This is a genomic window from Bacillus sp. H1a (assembly GCF_000633475.1).
GTDB classification, from domain to species: domain Bacteria; phylum Bacillota; class Bacilli; order Bacillales; family Bacillaceae_G; genus Bacillus_A; species Bacillus_A paramycoides.
Genome location: NZ_AYMH01000043.1, coordinates 104456 through 120646 on the forward strand (window position 1 = coordinate 104456; position 16191 = coordinate 120646).

Here is a 16191-nt window from a genome sequence, read left to right on the forward strand (position 1 = left end):
TTTTTGATTACTTTATCACATAATTCTAAATAGTCAACGAAGTGATAATTAAACGCAAAAAGAGCACCTTTTAGAGATGCTCTTTTTCATTAATACGTAAATGTAATTGTCGCTAATGAATAACCTGTCATTGCACTATATGGCGCAACTTGATAAGATACACGCTTTGCACCTTTTGGCCAAGTTATTTCATCTAGTACTTTCTTTATATCTTGCATTGTTCCATCCATTGACTGTTTATATCGCACTTCTACTTTTTCTGGCTTGGAAGCAAATTGTTGCTGTAATTTTTTCTTAAATTCATTGTAATTTTCCGCTCCATATTGTGCAGACAAGTACTTTAAATTTGTTTCTTTTAACATCTGTTCATATACAGCATTTTTTGAACTACCGGCTTTTATTTTGTTCGTTAATTCGTTGAAGTAACTTGTAGTTGCCGCTGGGTATTTACTTCGATCCCATTCATGGTCTTTGCTTAATTGGTCATCGGACATATTAAAATATGAATATGTTACACGTCCAGCTTTATCCGGCACAGGATCATCAAACGTAGTATCAAGGTGGTACCACTTGTTATCAATGTTTACTAAATTCCATGCGTGAGCTTGTCCATTTCCTTTTCCAGTTACAATATGAGATTGAATACCTGCTTCTTTTAGTAATTGATATGTTAATAATGTATATCCTTGGCAAACTGCGGAACGATTCGCTAACGCTTCATATGCTGTATATGCTTGATAAGACGTATCATAGGATACATGTTTCACAACATAATCATGAATAGCTTTCACTTTTTCATGTTCATCCATGCCTTGTTTAATGATAGAATTCACAATTGCTTTCGACTGAGACTTTACATATTGTGTTTGCTCTTTTGATTCACGATACTCCACTTGTAATGTGAACGCATAATTCCCTGGCATCCCTTTTATAGAATATTTAGTAGACGCTACATTATATTTTACATATTCATCAGCATCTACAATTTTACTATACTCTTTATATAATTGATCCATAACAGCTCTAGCATTTCTATCTTTCGTTTTATATGCAATTGTAATATTTTCATCTCGATTATCAATGTGTTTTTTTAATTCTTTTCGAAAATTATCCAATAATTTAGCATCTGATTGTGTAGTCACTACAGTCGATGTAGTAGCTGCGTAAGATACAGACGACGCATGTAAGCCACCCATTACAATTGTTGAACAAAGTGCGACAGCCGTCACATACTTATTTGTCTTTCTCATCTCGTCACTCCTTACATTCTATAAATATACGAAAAAAAGCATCGTATAGTTTCAGAGTATACAATACTTTTCAGAAAAGGTCATATGAGATTATGCATATTTATTAATAAACATTATGAAAAAAGTTGTTCTTTTAGAAAAAGAACAACCCCTTCTTTAGCAAGTTTGTAACACACAACATGTATTTTCAAAACGTCGATTCTTCAAATCTTCATTTCCAATACAGAAATAAAGCATTCCTAATTCTCCCCAAACCATATTACAATTTTTATAATCAGAATCAATTTGGAATAAAAGCGTCATATGCTGCGGATCTATCCCCATATATTGTCCGGTCTCGTACAATACTTCTTCTTGTACGGAGAATGGTTCTCCAAACATTTGATGATTATCATAGTTGTCTGGGATTAGCTCTTCAAGTAATTGCAAGAAACGATCTGAATCCGCCTCATCTTCAATGAAAAGCTCCGGTAATTTATACATAAGTTCAAATGAAATTGTACATTGAGTAAATTGCGCCTGATCTTCATCTGCTCTTCGTAATTGCTCTGCGGGAATATCATAATAAAGTACACGCCCAGCTTCACTTGGATTCACAGCTTCTTCAAAATAATTTTCAATACTAAAGAAATATAACATCCCTGTCTTAGGAAGATTATGATCCATGCCAACGTTTTGTAAATCACTTAAATTAAATTGTGCGATAAAGCGTAATGGATTCCCTTTGTATGTTGGATATTCAAATGCATCCGGCAAATCAGGAACTCCGCCCATCTTCGAACTACCTATCGCAATTGTTTCCTGCTGATTTGGCACAACTTTTATACAAGGAAATATAGTATTTACAAGCTCCTGTTTCAAATGCGCTAGTTCATATTTATCAATTAATACTTCAATTTTCTGCTTCATAAATTCTCCTTACATTTACATACTTATTTGTATCATAGCACAAAGATTATACTCCATTCATTGTAAATTCAACAAGCTCTCAAAAAAACGGGCTCATCCCTCGTACGCGAACAAGTTTAAAAGAGCATAGTATACATTGTTCCTACAAACATGATATCTCATAATTTCTTACAGTATACTTTCCCTCGTTCATTTTCACTTTTAATATAAGGAGGAATTCCACATGGGTTACGGTGGTTACGGTTACGGCGGTAGTTGTGGCGGTTACGGCGGCGGTTACGGCGGTAGTTGCGGTGGATGTGGTTATGGAGGTTTCGCTTTATTAATCGTTTTATTTATCCTTCTAATCATCATCGGAGCTAGCTGTTGGGGCGGCTTTGTAGGCTGCTAGTAAACTTAAAAACTATTGTAAAAAAGCACGTACAATACGTGCTTTTTTGCCATTTCAGAATTTATCCCGCTATTTGCGGGCAGTAAGACTCCCACCTCAAAATTCGTCTGTAAAAAAAGAAGTTAGATGGGAGTCGGGCTGCCCATAAAAGCTCGATTGGTGAGGGCTAATAATCAGCGTGGAATACCCCCCACTGATTAAAGTTTCACTTTATTATCCGAAAGGGAGTATGTTTATGAAGATTGATGGTGTTTTCGAAGGAGGCGGTGTACGCGGAATTGCACATGTAGGAGCAATTTGTGCGTTAGCCGAAAAAGGTTATGAGTGGGAACGTTTAGCAGGGACATCAGCTGGTGCTATTATCGCAGCACTTCTAGCAGCAGGATACTCCTGTTCCGAATTAAAAACGATTATAACTGACATTGATTATAACAAATTTACTAAGAAGACTTTTCTTGATAGAATTCCCTTTATCGGTAAAGGATTAAGTGCATGGTCTACTCTAGGTATTTATTCAAATGCATTTCTCGAAGAATGGCTCGAAGACCTGCTTAAAAAAAAAGGAATTCATCTATTTACAGACTTACCTGATTTGAATAAACTCAAAATTATCGCTTCAGATATAAGCAATGGTAAAATGGTTGTCTTCCCTGATGATTTACCAAGCTACGGATTTTCGAATTATCGCTTCTCTATCGCTAAAGCAGTACGAATGAGTGGAACCATTCCGTTCCTCTTCGAACCAGTGAAATGGCGAACACCAAAATGGAAACAGCCTTGTTATATGGTTGACGGAGGTATTTTAAGTAATTATCCAATTTGGATTTTCGATTCACCTTCCTCGCCTCGCTGGCCTACCTTTGGATTTCATTTCGTGAAAGATGAAATTCAAGCTGAACCCGCCCACTATGAAGAGCCTATCTCCATGTTCAAAGGATTATTTAAAACGATGATGCAAGCTCATGATTTACGTCATTTAGATAAAGAAGCAAAGGCAAGAACTATTACAATTCCAACAGGAACCATTACAAGTACTAATTTTCAATTAACTAAAGAAGAGAAAGAATGGCTCTATAACTCTGGTTATAACGCCGCTAATAATTTTTTACAATCTTGGAATTTCAGGCAATATGTTGATAAATATAGAAACGGAAATCAGGATCGAAAAACAAATCGTTTTTTCCGTCAGCTCGACTCATAATATTATTTTTTTCATTAAAGAGAGATCGATACTCTAAATATAAATAAGCCTAATAATTTAGTATGTTATTAGGCTTATTTACTTTCTGCATACTTCCACACATCGTTTAAGGATAAGTTAACCCTTTTGCTTCTTCCGCGGTAATTACTACGTAACGATTTCCTGTTCTTAATCCTAACAATTCAGCTTTTTCAATCGCGTCCTGTTTCGTCTCTGCATAAGCTGCTAAATATTTATCTCCGTCAATAATTTGACAAATCACATATTGTTTCATCCTTTTCTCCTTTTACCTTTTTATCCCGCTATTTGCGGGCTAATAACCAGTGTGGATGATCAAAAATCATACTGATTAAAGTTTCACTTTATTAATTGCGCTACCTTTTTTATCCCAATTTCAATTTCTTCTAAAGTTGCATAAGAATACGAAAGTCGTAAAAATTGGTTCGCACTTCTATCATACAAAGTACCTGGGTTTAATAACACCTTTTCTTGCAAAGCTTTTTCAAATACACTACGATTCGAAAAAGGTAGATTCATATGTAACCAAATATAAAAGCTCCCTGCTGGCTCATGCCAAGTTGCAATTTCACTGCAATACTTTTCTAACATACTTATCATAAAATTTCTACGTTTTTTTAATTCACTTCTGATTAACTGTAAATGTTCATCATACAAACCATCTGTAAACCACTCTGCTGCAATTTGCTGGGATATAGAACTTGAACCATAATCTGTTTGCATTTTTATATCTGCTAATCTTTGAATAACTGGTTCAGCCCCAACAATCCAGCCAATTCTTAAACCAGGACTTATAACTTTGGACATGCTCCCGATATGTAATACTATCCCGTTTTTATCATATGCCTTTAAAGGCTTTGGAACTGGTGCATCGAACCATAAATCTTGATAGACTGCATCCTCAATAATAGGTAATCCAATTTCATTACATATACCCATCACTTCTTTCCTCTTCTTAGCATTCATACTAAAGTTCGTCGGATTATGAAAAGACGGAATTGTATATAAAATCGATGCATTAAATTGCTTCTTATATTGTGTAATATATGAAGTGTTTATACCATTCTCATCCATTGGCATTCCTATCAAGCGCATTCCTGTTGATTGAAAAACATTAATAGAATATAAATATGATGGTTTTTCTAATAGAATTGATGCTCCTTTTGGAAGTAACCCCATGGAAATAAGCTGCAGTGCTTGAATTGCCCCTGAAACAATTAAAATAGAGTCAGGGGATACATAAACATCATGCCCTTTTAAATATTCCGCAATTTTTTCTCTTAGATGGCGATTTCCTTTCGGTTCTTCATACCCAAGTGGAACATTTGTCTTCATACACTTATTAATAATTCTCTTCATTTTTTCCTCAGGTAAAAGACTTGGTGAAAGCTCACCAGTTCCTAATCGAATTACATTGGGATAAAATTCAGCTTGGTTAATCTCTTGTATAGCAGGAAGATTCGGGTAATGAAGTCCTGTTTCTACATAAGATTGCCAATTAGGTGGCGGGGCATATGTTGAAGTATTCTCGCTATTATTTATAACAATTGTTCCCTTCCGACCGTTCCCCTCAATATAACCTTTTGCTACTAATTCATCGAACGCCATTACAATTGTACTTCGATTCACTTCAAATGTTTGTGCCAAAGCTCTTTGTGAAGGTAATTTCGTTCCAACTGTCCATTCCCCATTAACAATTCTTCCCTTTATGTATGTTTCTATTTGTTTATATAGTGGAATAGACGAAGACATATTAGGTTTCCATTCTAATCTTTCCATCCTATCACCCCACATTCATTTTGGTTGGTCGACTATCCAACCATATGGATGGATACAATTTCTCATTTCCTCTATACAATATACACTATCATAATTAATTACACTAAGTAGGAGGTAATATAATGAGTGAAGCAATTATTCACGGTATCATCCTTGCATTTGGCCTTATCATCCCATTAGGTGTCCAAAATGTTTTCGTCTTTAACCAAGGCGCCAGTCAACCAAATATTTGGCGTGCTGCTCCTGTAGTCTTAACTGCATCTATATGTGATACATTATTAATTTTAATTGCTGTACAGGGTGTATCCCTTGTACTCCTTACTTTTTCTTGGCTAACAACTACCTTGTATATGATTGGATTTTTCTTTCTTATGTATATGGGCTGGGTTATTTGGAAAAGTAATCCTTCAAATGATGTACAACAAGAAAAAAGCATGCCTTTAAAAAAGCAAGTTATTTTCGCCGCATCAGTTTCATTACTAAATCCACACGCAATTTTAGATACAATTGGTGTAATTGGAACAAACTCTATCCAGTACATAGGAAATGAGAAATGGGCTTTCACTTTCGCAACAATTATCGTTTCTTGGATTTGGTTTATAAGCTTAGCTATGGCTGGAAAATTTCTAAAAAGACTAGACTCAACAGGGAAAACGATCATAGTATTAAATAAATTTTCAGGGCTAATCATCTGGGGCGTCGCACTTTATATGTTAAAACAAGTGCTTTTTCCTAACTGAATAAAGTGAAACTTTATTCAGTGGTTTTTTTCTCAGTCCTACTGATTATTAGCTCACACCAATCTGGCTTTATGGACAGCCCGAAAATATCCTGATAAAGAGAATTGCATGCTAATTACAAATCATGCAATTCTCTTTCCAATTATGAAGTTGGTTCCGGTTTTTGTTTTTGCACCATGTTATCTTTTGCTGGTTTAATCCAAATAATTGCTATGACAGCACCAATAGCAGCGAAGATACTTGTTAAATAAAACACTTCATGGTCCGCCCCTTTCATAAAAAAAGAATAAAGGGGTGGTCCAGCTGCTACACCGATAAATCGCATTGAGCTATAAAATGAAGTAACTGTGCCCCTCTGCTCTTTTTCAATTCCTTGAGTAATAAGAGCATCTAAACATGGTAACGCAATACCAATTCCTACCCCCATAATAACAAGACAAAGAAGTAGCAAATAGATTCCTTTTATGAATAAAGGTAATACGACAGAGGCAGCAGCCAATAAAAACCCAATATAAATACACTTTTTCATAATATCCTGTTTATCTCCAATTTTTTTACCAGCTATATATGAGCTAAGTGATAGTACAAGTAAAGGAATAGCAAGTACACACCCTTTCCATATACCATGAATGTCGTACTTCGATTCCAGTATAGTCGACAGATAAAAAAGGATTCCGAATAAAATAAGCATAATAATTGCACCTAGCATAAAAATGGCAATTAACCATCTTCCCTTTTCTCGAAACGTAGAGATAATAGATTTAACAAATTCTTTCAGTGGAGGCGCTTGCTCTTCTTGTTTCTTCGCCTTTACTAACACCAATAATAAAACAATCGATATTACACATAAAACTGGAATCGCCCAAAATGGTAAGAACCATACAATAGCAGCAAGAGCAGATCCTAAAATGGGACTCAATACTTTTCCAAATGTATTTGACGTCTCAATAATTCCTAATCCTGCACTAACCTGTTTTTCATCTTTGTACAAATCACCAACGCATGGTATAACAACTGGCATAGCTCCAGCAGCTCCTACCCCTTGAATTGCTCTTCCGATAAGAATCCAAACATAGGGATTATCAACTTTCCATGATACCCATCCCGTAATCGCTCCTCCAATAGCTGCAATTACTAAACTTGGAACCATTACCATCTTTCGTCCCCATCTATCTGATAAATAACCAGCAATTGGTATAAGTAAAATCGCAATGATAGAATAAATTGTAATAATCATGGATACTTGGAAAGATGAAATATGTAATTTCTTTTCAATAGTTGGCAGGATTGGAATAAGCATTGAATTACCTAATGTCATAACGAGTGGAACTGATGCAAGCGCAATTAAACAACAGTTTTCTTTTTTTAACATGTTGATTTCGGAACCTTTCATCATATATTTCTTACCATATAATAGCCCTGGTGGAACTTAATTTTACATTCCACCAGGGCTATTACATCTTTACTACTTTCCATTCACAACAAAAGAAATTGGTTAAAAATATAGCTTTACTCCTATTCTTTGAATCCAGTTCACAATATATCCATACCAATTAATTGAAAATAAAAAAAGAAAGGAAGAATCCTTCCTTTCTCCTATAACCTTCTACATTTAGCGAGTATATCCGCCACCAAGCTGTTGTTCTGCCATCGCTACAAGGCGTTTTGTAATTTCACCGCCTACAGAACCGTTTGCACGTGAAGAAGTATCAGCTCCAAGTTGTACACCAAACTCTTGTGCAATTTCATATTTCATTTGATCTAGAGCTGCTTGTGCTCCATTTGATGCTAATTGATTAGAGTTACGATTTCTAGCCATTACCGATCACCTCCTTATATATATTAAATTGTATCAAATCCGATATTAAATACCTGGTAATTTTTGGTTATTTTTTTAAAAAAGAGTCTCCACAACGAGACTCTTACATCATTTCACATTATGAAGTTACTACTTCTAATTTTCTATTTGTTAATACCTTCATTACTAAACTTTTCATCTTTTTACAACATTAGATCCGTATTTTTTAATAGCCGTAAGTTTAATTTACATAATATAATTATTCAAACCTAAATTGATAATGTTTTATATAAACAATCCATATCTCGCCACACATATGCTATTTCTTCTACATTCAGTCTTGCTAAAAATTTTGTATCAGTTTTTTCAGGATTATATTTTTCATAAAATTTTTTAGAAGGATTATTAGAGACAACCCAAACTAAAAGAGATTGCATATTATTTTTTTTACAATCTGATAGTAAAGCTTGAAATAAACGCTGTCCTATCTTCATCCCTTGATACTCTTGTAAAATGTATATTGCATATAATTCCCCATCACAATTATATGTACCTGTTCTTTCAGCTCCACCATCGATAAATCCGATAATTTCCCCATTTAACGTCTCTGCCACGAACCTATATTGATGCCCGTCTTCTTTTTGGAAGATGCTTTCCCATAGCTTTTCTCGTTGTTCATACGTTATATTGTCTAATATTTTATTAGAGAATATCCCTTTATACGTTGTTTTCCAGCTATCTACATGAACCTTTGCTATTGCCGAAATATCCTCTTTCGTTGCCCTTCTAATATGTATCTCCATCATTTACATCCCCCTTTGTAAATAATTATAGCAAAATGTTTTTTTCATTAAAAAAAAGAGTGAATTTTCATCACCCTTTTCAATCTTTTTTATCTACTTTCAACTTCAACAGATACAACATGATTGATTTCTTTTAGAGAACTATATAACTCAGTTGTATATAAATCTTCTGGAGCTAAAATTACCATTTCTAATTGCTGAGATGCTCCATTATCAATATCTTTAATTTTCACTCGCTTCACTTGCATATTTAAATTTTTAATTTGCTTAAAAATCCCATCTAACTCTCGATGCTTATTTACGGTAATTTTTATAGACAAGTCCTTTTGTCTCAATGAATACGGGCCTGCAATTTTCACAAGTTGAGGAAGTACATTAATTGCTAATATAATTAAAATCATGGCAACAGTAGCCTGTACATAAAATCCTGCTCCAATCGCAATACCTAGTGCTGAAGCAGCCCATACCATAGAAGCTGTCGTTAATCCTGAAATAACGTCATTACTTCTTCGTAAAATTACCCCTGCTCCAAGAAAACCGATACCACTTACAATTTGGGCAGCTAATCGCATTGGATCCATATTCGTATGTCCTGGAACAGAATATACATTCACTGATTCAATTGAAACCATCGTAATTAAACAACTCGCTACAGAAATAACCATACTTGTTTTCACTCCAAGTGGTTTATTCTTTAGCTGTCTATCTATTCCGATGAATAATCCTAAAAAGAGTGCTAAACCTAATTTGAATAAAAATTCATATGACATATTTCATTCTCCTTACTTTACAATGTTCCCTTCGAATAATACACTATAACTCTTTTATGATATCAATTCCAGTCTTTTCTATTCATTGAACGACAAAAGCCGAAAAAACATTTTTTACTGCAATGTTTTTCCGGCTTTTTCTATAGTTTTTTTATCGTGATTAAGATACTTTATTATTTTTGTTCTTTAGTCTTAATCTGTGCATCTTTGTAAAATGCTAATTTACTGTCATTATACTCTTTTGTATGTTTGTTAAATTGTTCTTTCGCCTTTTGAGCTTCCACATTTAACTCATTAACAGTTTTAACTTTTTCACCAATTTCTTTTAACTTCGTTTCTTTTACTTTTAATTTTTCATACAGCTCTTTTTCATTCGCTAATGCCTTCGTATAATTCTCATTCATCTTTTGGAAAGATTCATAACGGTTTTTATACGACTCTTCCACTGCTTTTGCTTGTTTTTGCAATTTCTTATCTTCAAGCTTCTCTATATTGCTTGGAACCGATTTCGTTTCCTTCTGAGCTTTTTCTAGCAGTTCTTTCTCGTTTTTCATTACTTTTTCACGCTCATCTACATTTGCAGTAGCTTGCTCGATCTTCTGCGTAACTGCTTCATTATGCTCTTTACCTTCTTGTAAAATTTGAGAATATAGTTCTTGCCCTTGCTTCTCTAATTTCTCTAATTTTTTCGTATCATCAACTAAAGATTTTTCTTGTGTCGCTGCTGCTTCAAAAGCCGTATATAAATTTTCTTCTGGCTTTTCACCGAAACATCCTGATAATAATCCTACTGATAATGCTCCAACTACTGCTACTTTTCCATACTTCAACTTCAATTCCTCCAATTATATACGGTTATCGTGCCAGAAGTTCACTGGGAAGTGATTCTCTTCATGATATGCTTCAAATTCATAACCCTTTTCTTTTAGGCCCTTTAAAATTGCCGGCACAGCAGCAACTGATTGCGGGTGAATATCATGCATTAAAATGACTTCTTGCGGTTTTGTTGCACCAGCTAATACATTTTGAGCGATTTGCGCTGCCGCTGCATCAACTGGTGCTTTATTGTATTTCCAGTCTAAAGAGTCAATTGTCCAGTCCCATACTTTCAAACCGTCCTCTACTACTTTATTTCGGAGACCTTCATTTAAACCGGGCGTCGATCCGTATGGAGGACGTGTTAATTTAGGGGATTTCCCAATAATATTTGCGATTAAGCCTTGATCTTCTTTCATTTCATTAACATACTCGCCATTTTTATATAACTTCGCAAAATTGTGTGTCATACTATGCATTCCAACATAATGTCCTTCTGCATTTTCACGTTTTACTAAATCAGGAAACTGTTTCACATTCGCGCCAATTAAAAAGAATGTCGCCTTCGCATCATGCTGTTTTAACATATTCAATAATTCAGCCGTATATTTTCCTGGCCCATCATCAAATGTAAGGTAAGCAACTTTTCTTTCCTTTCCATTAAAACGACTTGGTGCCGTTTTATTCATTTCAACTTTCGTTTGTTCACTTGCAAGCTGTATTACATTTTCTTGTTTCGCAACAGCTTTTGCTGGTGAAGTAATAGATTGAAACATGAAATACCCAATAGCTACTGCTGCAATCGCTATTAAAACGACTACTACTCGTTTAATGTTAAAAGCATTTTCCATTCTATCGAATTCCTCTCCCTATTAATCTTATATGTAAATCACCCAATATAATTATACATCTATTTATTTTATTACACTATATAAACAATTAATATATGAATTATAGTGGGAGCTTTATCAAAATTGTTGTTCCTACCCCTTCTTTACTTATTATACTAAGAGTACCTCCATGAAGCTCTACCATTTTTTTTACGATAGCTAGACCAATGCCTGCACCTGCAACATGATTATTAATTTGATAAAATGACTGCTCTATAAAAGGTAGATGCTCTTCAGCAATTCCAATACCTTGATCTGTCACTTTAATCACTGCTTGTCCTTCACTTTTAGTCACTTCAATGTGGACTGTACTGTTTTCATATGAATATTTAATAGCATTTTGAACAATATTCAAGAAAATTTGCTTTAGCCTATTTCGATCCCCCATCAATTCAATGCGTTCTAGAGTATGGATGAATTGAATTTTCTTCTTTTCAGCGTTAGGAGTTAATTGCCAAATCGTCTCCTCTAGTATATCGTACAATTGCACTTTTTGTTTATATAAATTAAAATGATTTGATTGTAATCTTGAAAAATCTAGCAATTCTTCTACTAAATGAATCAATCGATCTGTTTCACCAGAAATAATACCCATACCTTGCTTTATTTCTTCTTCCGTTAAATGATCTACAGTTTTTAACGTCTCACTCCAACCTTTAATTCCTGTTAAAGGCGTCCGTATTTCATGAGAAATAGAAGCAATAAATTCATTTTTCATCTGTTCTGCTTTTTCTATTTTATCAGACATATAGTTTAAACTATGTGCTAACTCACCTAATTCACCGGGATAGTCTTCTTTAATTCTATCTTTCAGTGTTCCTTCTGCAATTTGTGAAGAAGCTTGAATAATAGATTCAATTGGCTCAACAAATGAATTTGCCAGGCGTCTGCTAATTAAGAAGACAATTCCTGAAATAACAATACCTACAGAAATAGTAAACATCATGATTTCAATAATCTTTGCATTTACATGTGTTAAAACAGTCGTATATTTTAAAACACCGATAGTTTGCCCTTGATGTACGAGTGGACTTAATACTTCTAATTGTTTTTCATTATCTTTCGTAGTAGTAACTTGGTGATACATTTCCCCCTCTAGTAAAGAATAAGGAATATTTACTTTACCTTCTACCTTTTGTCCGCTTGACGACTGTATAATCGTACCGTGCCGATCGATCAATTGTAATTCTGTTCCTTCCAATTGAAAACTTCCAATGATGTCACCACTATATTCGTTCAAACGAATAAAATATAATGAATTATACTCAGAGAAAAAACGTGTACTCGTCTTCGCATGAGATTCTATATACTGCACAATACCATTATAATAATATTGATAAATAGAGACTGAAAATGCTATTTCAAACAATACAAGCATAAGTGTTATGACCGTCATAAAATATAAAGTCACTTTCCGTCTCATTTTATAGTTTCCTTCCACACATATCCTTTACCCCACACTGTCAGGATAAACTGCGGTTCAGATGGATTGCATTCTATCTTTTGACGTAACCGCCTCATATTTACATCTACGACTTTCGTCTCACCTACGTAATTAACTCCCCAAATCATATTTAATATTTCATCCCGTGAAACCGGCTTAGAAGCATGGTCCATTAAATATTGTAGTATCATATATTCTGTAGGGGTTAAATCCACTAATTGCCCATCTTTATATAAACTTTCTTCTGTAAGATTTAATGAAAACGGACCAGATGTAAGTATATTTGTTTTTTCTGCATGCACTTCTATTCTTCTTAATAAGGATTGTATACGTGCCGTTAACTCTACTGGACTAAACGGCTTTGCAATATAATCATCCGCCCCAATTCCTAACCCTTGTACCTTATCCTCATCTTGTACACGTGCGGTTAACATAATAATACCCATTTTTTTATTATTTTCCCGAATAGCTTCACATACTTGAAAACCGTCAATCCCTGGTAACATTACGTCAAGTAGTGCAACTTGAACAGTATGTTGATGTAAAATCTCTAATGCTTCTTCTCCTGTATTAGCCTCTAATACATGAAATCCAGCACGTTTCATATTTAATACAATAAAGCTACGAATTGGTATTTCGTCTTCCAATACTAAAATTGTTGGCATAATTCCCACCTCCTACTCTTGTTGATAATCCGCTAGCGGTTTTATATATGCTTTCACTTTTTCAAACTTTGATTGCTTCGGTACTGCATATACGTGAGAAGCTGTTTTAACTGCTGCCTCGTATCCTTTTATTTTGAACCAGTCTCTCCGCTTAAAAATATGGACTTCAAGCCAAACTTCATTTGTACTTGCATCCAAAAACTTTTGAACATTTGATTCCTTTTGCTGATCTGGGATAGTAATTTTCCCCATTAACTCTTCAGGAATTTTCACAAAATATCCTTTTTCTATATTGATATATCGTTCTTCTATAGGTTTAGTTCCATCTTCACTCCACTGTATGTAACGTTCAAAGAGCAGACTATCACCATGTGATTTATCTTCCCAACCTTTTGGACGTACAGTACGAACAAATTCAATAATGCCGTCTTCATTTACGTCTTTACTTTCCACAACATAATCATTGAATAAATCTTCTTTCCCGTCTATAGGTAATTCCTCATAATGATCCTTATCAAATTTCGCTACATATGTTACACCTGAATGAGCCCCAACTCCCGCATCAATTACAACCGCCTTGGACATTTTGGAAATACATCCAATCTGTATTCTTTGAATACTATTTATAAATGGGTCAAATGAAACTTCAGATATAGTCTTAAACTGCTCAATGAACTCAACTGTCAACTTCTCATCTTTTTCATAAGTAACAAGGCTTATATCATTAAGGCCATTTCTGTTTAGATCTTCTATAAATAGCTTCGTATAATGCCGATTATAAATCTCCTTCATATCATCATTTTCTTCCGAGAAAACATACATAACATGATCTAAAGATTCGCGACTTACAGAGATTCCAATTAATAACTCTCTCTTCCCATTCCCTGTAAAATCACCCACTTCAACGATATCTACTTCTCCTCCATCAAATTTATGCGTGGACTTTATTTTCCACCCATTTCCGATTTCCTCATATACAGCTAAATATACGCTATGATCTTCATTCGGCAATTTATAAAATACGATGGCTTCTTTTTTATTATCTTGTTTAAAATCCATTGACCAAATCATTTGTTTATCTTTATTAGACATCGGAGTAAGCAATCGATAATTAACAGGCAAATCTTTATCTATTTGCTCTTTCAATTCATTTATCCACTTCTCATTTGCAGGAGCCACCATTAAATTTGTCGGAGCTTCAGACATTTTACATCCAGTCAATATAAAGATGATTCCCATAATGCCTATCCATTTCTGCATATGATATCTTTCCTTACTACAGATTTTAAGTATTTCTCTATACTTTTGCTTCTCCAATATTCTCATACATATGAGTATAATTTTTCTAAAATAAAAAATCGTTACAGAAAAGTTACAAATCCATTTCCAAAAAAAAGATTGGCGGAGGCCAATCTTTTTTTACTATTCATTTCGAACTGATTTTGGTGTTACACCTAAATGTTCATTTAATTTATTTGAAATATCTTTTACATTTTTTTCGTTTGGAATGTAATAATAAATACCACCAATACGTTTATCTGTTCCTTCTATTTGCATCTTTTCCATTTGCAGATCCGATCCTGCCATATTTTTCGTAATAGCAAGCATATCATCAAATGTTAAATTTGTTTTCATATTTTTATCAACTGCATCAAGTAAAGAGCCCATTTTGCTAATTGATTGAACAGACATTGCTTTTTTCGCAATTGCTTCAATTACAAGTTGTTGCCTTTGACCACGCATAGCATCACTGTCAATTTTACGCGTTCTTGCAAGTGCAAGTGCTTGCTCTCCATTTAAATGTTGGAAACCTTTTTCTAAATGAATCATACCTGCTTGGTCTTTACTATCTTGTTCTGTGAAAGTAACCGGTACATCAATATCAATACCACCAAGTGAATCTACAATTTGTACAAATGACTCGAAGTTAAACTTCACATAATAATCAACTGGAACATTTAAAAATCGTTCCACTGTATCTCGTGTACTTTCAACACCACCAAATACATGTGCGTGTGTAATTTTATCTAATTTCTTTCTAGATGGAATGTAAACGCGTGAATCACGCGGAATACTTACTAATTTAACTGACTTATCATTTTTATTAATTGTCGCTAATAAAAGTGCATCTGTCCGAACCGCTTCGCCATATTGGCTTTTTCTCATTTCACTTCCGTCTACACCCATAATTAAAATTGAAATATTATCCTTTAAAGGTTCAACTTCTTTATCCCGTTTTGATGACTTATCAATTTTTGCATATGCATCACTTACAACAGCTTTTGCTTTGTTATATATAAACGATCCATATCCTACTCCTCCAAAAATAAGTAGGAAAAATGGAATTAAAATGAACCATTTTATAGACTTTCTTTTAGAACGTTTTTTACTGCTTCTCGTGTTTTGTTCTAATTCAGAGCTCATGTTCATTCTCCTCTCTTTCTCTTTTCCTAGTATAATGTATGTCTAGTAATCTTCATATTGAATTTCCTTTCAATCACCTTACATTTTTGTAAGGTTACATCATGAATCCAATATGTATTCCATTTCACATTATACTCTCGTGCTTATTTTTGGCAAGTCACCATTTACCAACTTCAAAAATTTAACACTTCTAAACATTCTGATTTACAGATTTACCATCCTGTTATTTGTGAATATAAGACTTCAACCTCAAAATCCAGTAAGTATGCAGAGGCAACTTTCCTTTAAAACCC

Annotated in this window: 17 protein-coding genes; 3 read left to right on the forward strand and 14 right to left on the reverse strand. The window is 34.1% G+C overall.

Annotation, left to right across the window (positions count from 1 at the left end; all coding sequences use genetic code 11):
- Positions 1 to 89 precede the first annotated feature (89 nt).
- Both U860_RS0120455 and U860_RS0120460 read right to left on the reverse strand, forming a co-directional pair.
- Positions 90 to 1250: a transglutaminase domain-containing protein gene (locus U860_RS0120455; RefSeq protein WP_025149972.1), complete on the reverse strand. Its 1161-nt coding sequence runs from the start codon at positions 1248 to 1250 to the stop codon at positions 90 to 92.
- Between the two features lie 156 nt (positions 1251 to 1406).
- Positions 1407 to 2159, reverse strand: coding sequence for a YwqG family protein (locus U860_RS0120460; protein WP_025149973.1), 753 nt, complete (start codon positions 2157 to 2159; stop codon positions 1407 to 1409).
- Between the two features lie 223 nt (positions 2160 to 2382).
- Between U860_RS0120460 and U860_RS0120465 the strand changes: the two genes are divergently transcribed.
- Positions 2383 to 2550 (forward strand): YjcZ family sporulation protein, encoded by a 168-nt coding sequence (locus U860_RS0120465; RefSeq protein ID WP_002171483.1) that lies wholly within the window; start codon positions 2383 to 2385, stop codon positions 2548 to 2550.
- A gap of 235 nt (positions 2551 to 2785) precedes the next feature.
- Positions 2786 to 3751, forward strand: coding sequence for a patatin-like phospholipase family protein (locus U860_RS0120470; RefSeq protein WP_025149974.1), 966 nt, complete (start codon positions 2786 to 2788; stop codon positions 3749 to 3751).
- A 106-nt stretch (positions 3752 to 3857) separates the two neighbouring features.
- Here U860_RS0120470 and U860_RS31820 read toward each other — a convergent pair whose 3' ends face one another.
- Positions 3858 to 4025, reverse strand: a complete 168-nt coding sequence (locus tag U860_RS31820) for a DUF3933 family protein (protein ID WP_002171481.1) — start codon at positions 4023 to 4025, stop codon at positions 3858 to 3860.
- Between the two features lie 83 nt (positions 4026 to 4108).
- Positions 4109 to 5548: a PLP-dependent aminotransferase family protein gene (locus tag U860_RS0120480; protein WP_025149975.1), complete on the reverse strand. Its 1440-nt coding sequence runs from the start codon at positions 5546 to 5548 to the stop codon at positions 4109 to 4111.
- Between the two features lie 122 nt (positions 5549 to 5670).
- Here U860_RS0120480 and U860_RS0120485 point away from each other — a divergent pair, with 122 nt between their 5' ends.
- On the forward strand, positions 5671 to 6288 hold the full coding sequence (locus U860_RS0120485; protein ID WP_025149976.1) for a LysE/ArgO family amino acid transporter: 618 nt from the start codon (positions 5671 to 5673) through the stop codon (positions 6286 to 6288).
- A gap of 142 nt (positions 6289 to 6430) precedes the next feature.
- Here the strand turns inward: U860_RS0120485 and U860_RS0120490 are convergent, their stop codons facing one another.
- From U860_RS0120490 to U860_RS0120535, 10 genes are all read right to left on the reverse strand, one after another.
- Entirely contained in the window at positions 6431 to 7684 is a 1254-nt protein-coding gene (locus U860_RS0120490; RefSeq protein ID WP_025149977.1) for an MFS transporter, read from the reverse strand.
- A gap of 216 nt (positions 7685 to 7900) precedes the next feature.
- Positions 7901 to 8107 (reverse strand): alpha/beta-type small acid-soluble spore protein, encoded by a 207-nt coding sequence (locus U860_RS0120495; protein WP_016114545.1) that lies wholly within the window; start codon positions 8105 to 8107, stop codon positions 7901 to 7903.
- 248 nt (positions 8108 to 8355) lie between these two features.
- Positions 8356 to 8892 carry a GNAT family N-acetyltransferase gene (locus U860_RS0120500; protein ID WP_025149978.1) on the reverse strand — a complete coding sequence of 179 codons (537 nt, stop codon included), beginning with the start codon at positions 8890 to 8892 and terminating at the stop codon, positions 8356 to 8358.
- An 86-nt stretch (positions 8893 to 8978) separates the two neighbouring features.
- Positions 8979 to 9659, reverse strand: coding sequence for an MgtC/SapB family protein (locus tag U860_RS0120505; RefSeq protein WP_025149979.1), 681 nt, complete (start codon positions 9657 to 9659; stop codon positions 8979 to 8981).
- 173 nt (positions 9660 to 9832) lie between these two features.
- Entirely contained in the window at positions 9833 to 10489 is a 657-nt protein-coding gene (locus tag U860_RS0120510; RefSeq protein ID WP_025149980.1) for a YkyA family protein, read from the reverse strand.
- Between the two features lie 15 nt (positions 10490 to 10504).
- Positions 10505 to 11326: a peptidoglycan-N-acetylglucosamine deacetylase gene (locus tag U860_RS0120515; protein ID WP_025149981.1), complete on the reverse strand. Its 822-nt coding sequence runs from the start codon at positions 11324 to 11326 to the stop codon at positions 10505 to 10507.
- Positions 11327 to 11426: 100 nt separating this feature from the next.
- Positions 11427 to 12788, reverse strand: a complete 1362-nt coding sequence (locus tag U860_RS0120520) for a HAMP domain-containing sensor histidine kinase (RefSeq protein ID WP_025149982.1) — start codon at positions 12786 to 12788, stop codon at positions 11427 to 11429.
- Positions 12785 to 13474, reverse strand: coding sequence for a response regulator transcription factor (locus tag U860_RS0120525; RefSeq protein WP_025149983.1), 690 nt, complete (start codon positions 13472 to 13474; stop codon positions 12785 to 12787). The genes U860_RS0120520 and U860_RS0120525 overlap by 4 nt, the downstream gene beginning before the upstream one ends.
- Before the next feature lie 12 nt (positions 13475 to 13486).
- Positions 13487 to 14734 carry a hypothetical protein gene (locus U860_RS0120530; protein ID WP_025149984.1) on the reverse strand — a complete coding sequence of 416 codons (1248 nt, stop codon included), beginning with the start codon at positions 14732 to 14734 and terminating at the stop codon, positions 13487 to 13489.
- A 162-nt stretch (positions 14735 to 14896) separates the two neighbouring features.
- Positions 14897 to 15904 (reverse strand): LCP family protein, encoded by a 1008-nt coding sequence (locus U860_RS0120535; protein WP_205206350.1) that lies wholly within the window; start codon positions 15902 to 15904, stop codon positions 14897 to 14899.
- Between the last annotated feature and the right edge of the window lie 287 nt (positions 15905 to 16191).

What these genes read in the sequence shown, in the direction of transcription:
- U860_RS0120470 (WP_025149974.1), top strand. Translation starts at nt 2,786, where the DNA reads ATGAAGATTGATGGTGTTTTCGAAGGAGGCGGTGTACGCGGAATTGCA.
- U860_RS0120490 (WP_025149977.1), bottom strand. Translation starts at nt 7,684, where the DNA reads ATGATGAAAGGTTCCGAAATCAACATGTTAAAAAAAGAAAACTGTTGT.
- U860_RS31820 (WP_002171481.1), bottom strand. Translation starts at nt 4,025, where the DNA reads ATGAAACAATATGTGATTTGTCAAATTATTGACGGAGATAAATATTTA.
- U860_RS0120525 (WP_025149983.1), bottom strand. Translation starts at nt 13,474, where the DNA reads ATGCCAACAATTTTAGTATTGGAAGACGAAATACCAATTCGTAGCTTT.
- U860_RS0120480 (WP_025149975.1), bottom strand. Translation starts at nt 5,548, where the DNA reads ATGGAAAGATTAGAATGGAAACCTAATATGTCTTCGTCTATTCCACTA.
- U860_RS0120455 (WP_025149972.1), bottom strand. Translation starts at nt 1,250, where the DNA reads ATGAGAAAGACAAATAAGTATGTGACGGCTGTCGCACTTTGTTCAACA.
- U860_RS0120515 (WP_025149981.1), bottom strand. Translation starts at nt 11,326, where the DNA reads ATGGAAAATGCTTTTAACATTAAACGAGTAGTAGTCGTTTTAATAGCG.
- U860_RS0120460 (WP_025149973.1), bottom strand. Translation starts at nt 2,159, where the DNA reads ATGAAGCAGAAAATTGAAGTATTAATTGATAAATATGAACTAGCGCAT.
- U860_RS0120530 (WP_025149984.1), bottom strand. Translation starts at nt 14,734, where the DNA reads ATGCAGAAATGGATAGGCATTATGGGAATCATCTTTATATTGACTGGA.
- U860_RS0120495 (WP_016114545.1), bottom strand. Translation starts at nt 8,107, where the DNA reads ATGGCTAGAAATCGTAACTCTAATCAATTAGCATCAAATGGAGCACAA.
- U860_RS0120485 (WP_025149976.1), top strand. Translation starts at nt 5,671, where the DNA reads ATGAGTGAAGCAATTATTCACGGTATCATCCTTGCATTTGGCCTTATC.
- U860_RS0120500 (WP_025149978.1), bottom strand. Translation starts at nt 8,892, where the DNA reads ATGATGGAGATACATATTAGAAGGGCAACGAAAGAGGATATTTCGGCA.
- U860_RS0120520 (WP_025149982.1), bottom strand. Translation starts at nt 12,788, where the DNA reads ATGAGACGGAAAGTGACTTTATATTTTATGACGGTCATAACACTTATG.
- U860_RS0120505 (WP_025149979.1), bottom strand. Translation starts at nt 9,659, where the DNA reads ATGTCATATGAATTTTTATTCAAATTAGGTTTAGCACTCTTTTTAGGA.
- U860_RS0120465 (WP_002171483.1), top strand. Translation starts at nt 2,383, where the DNA reads ATGGGTTACGGTGGTTACGGTTACGGCGGTAGTTGTGGCGGTTACGGC.
- U860_RS0120535 (WP_205206350.1), bottom strand. Translation starts at nt 15,904, where the DNA reads ATGAACATGAGCTCTGAATTAGAACAAAACACGAGAAGCAGTAAAAAA.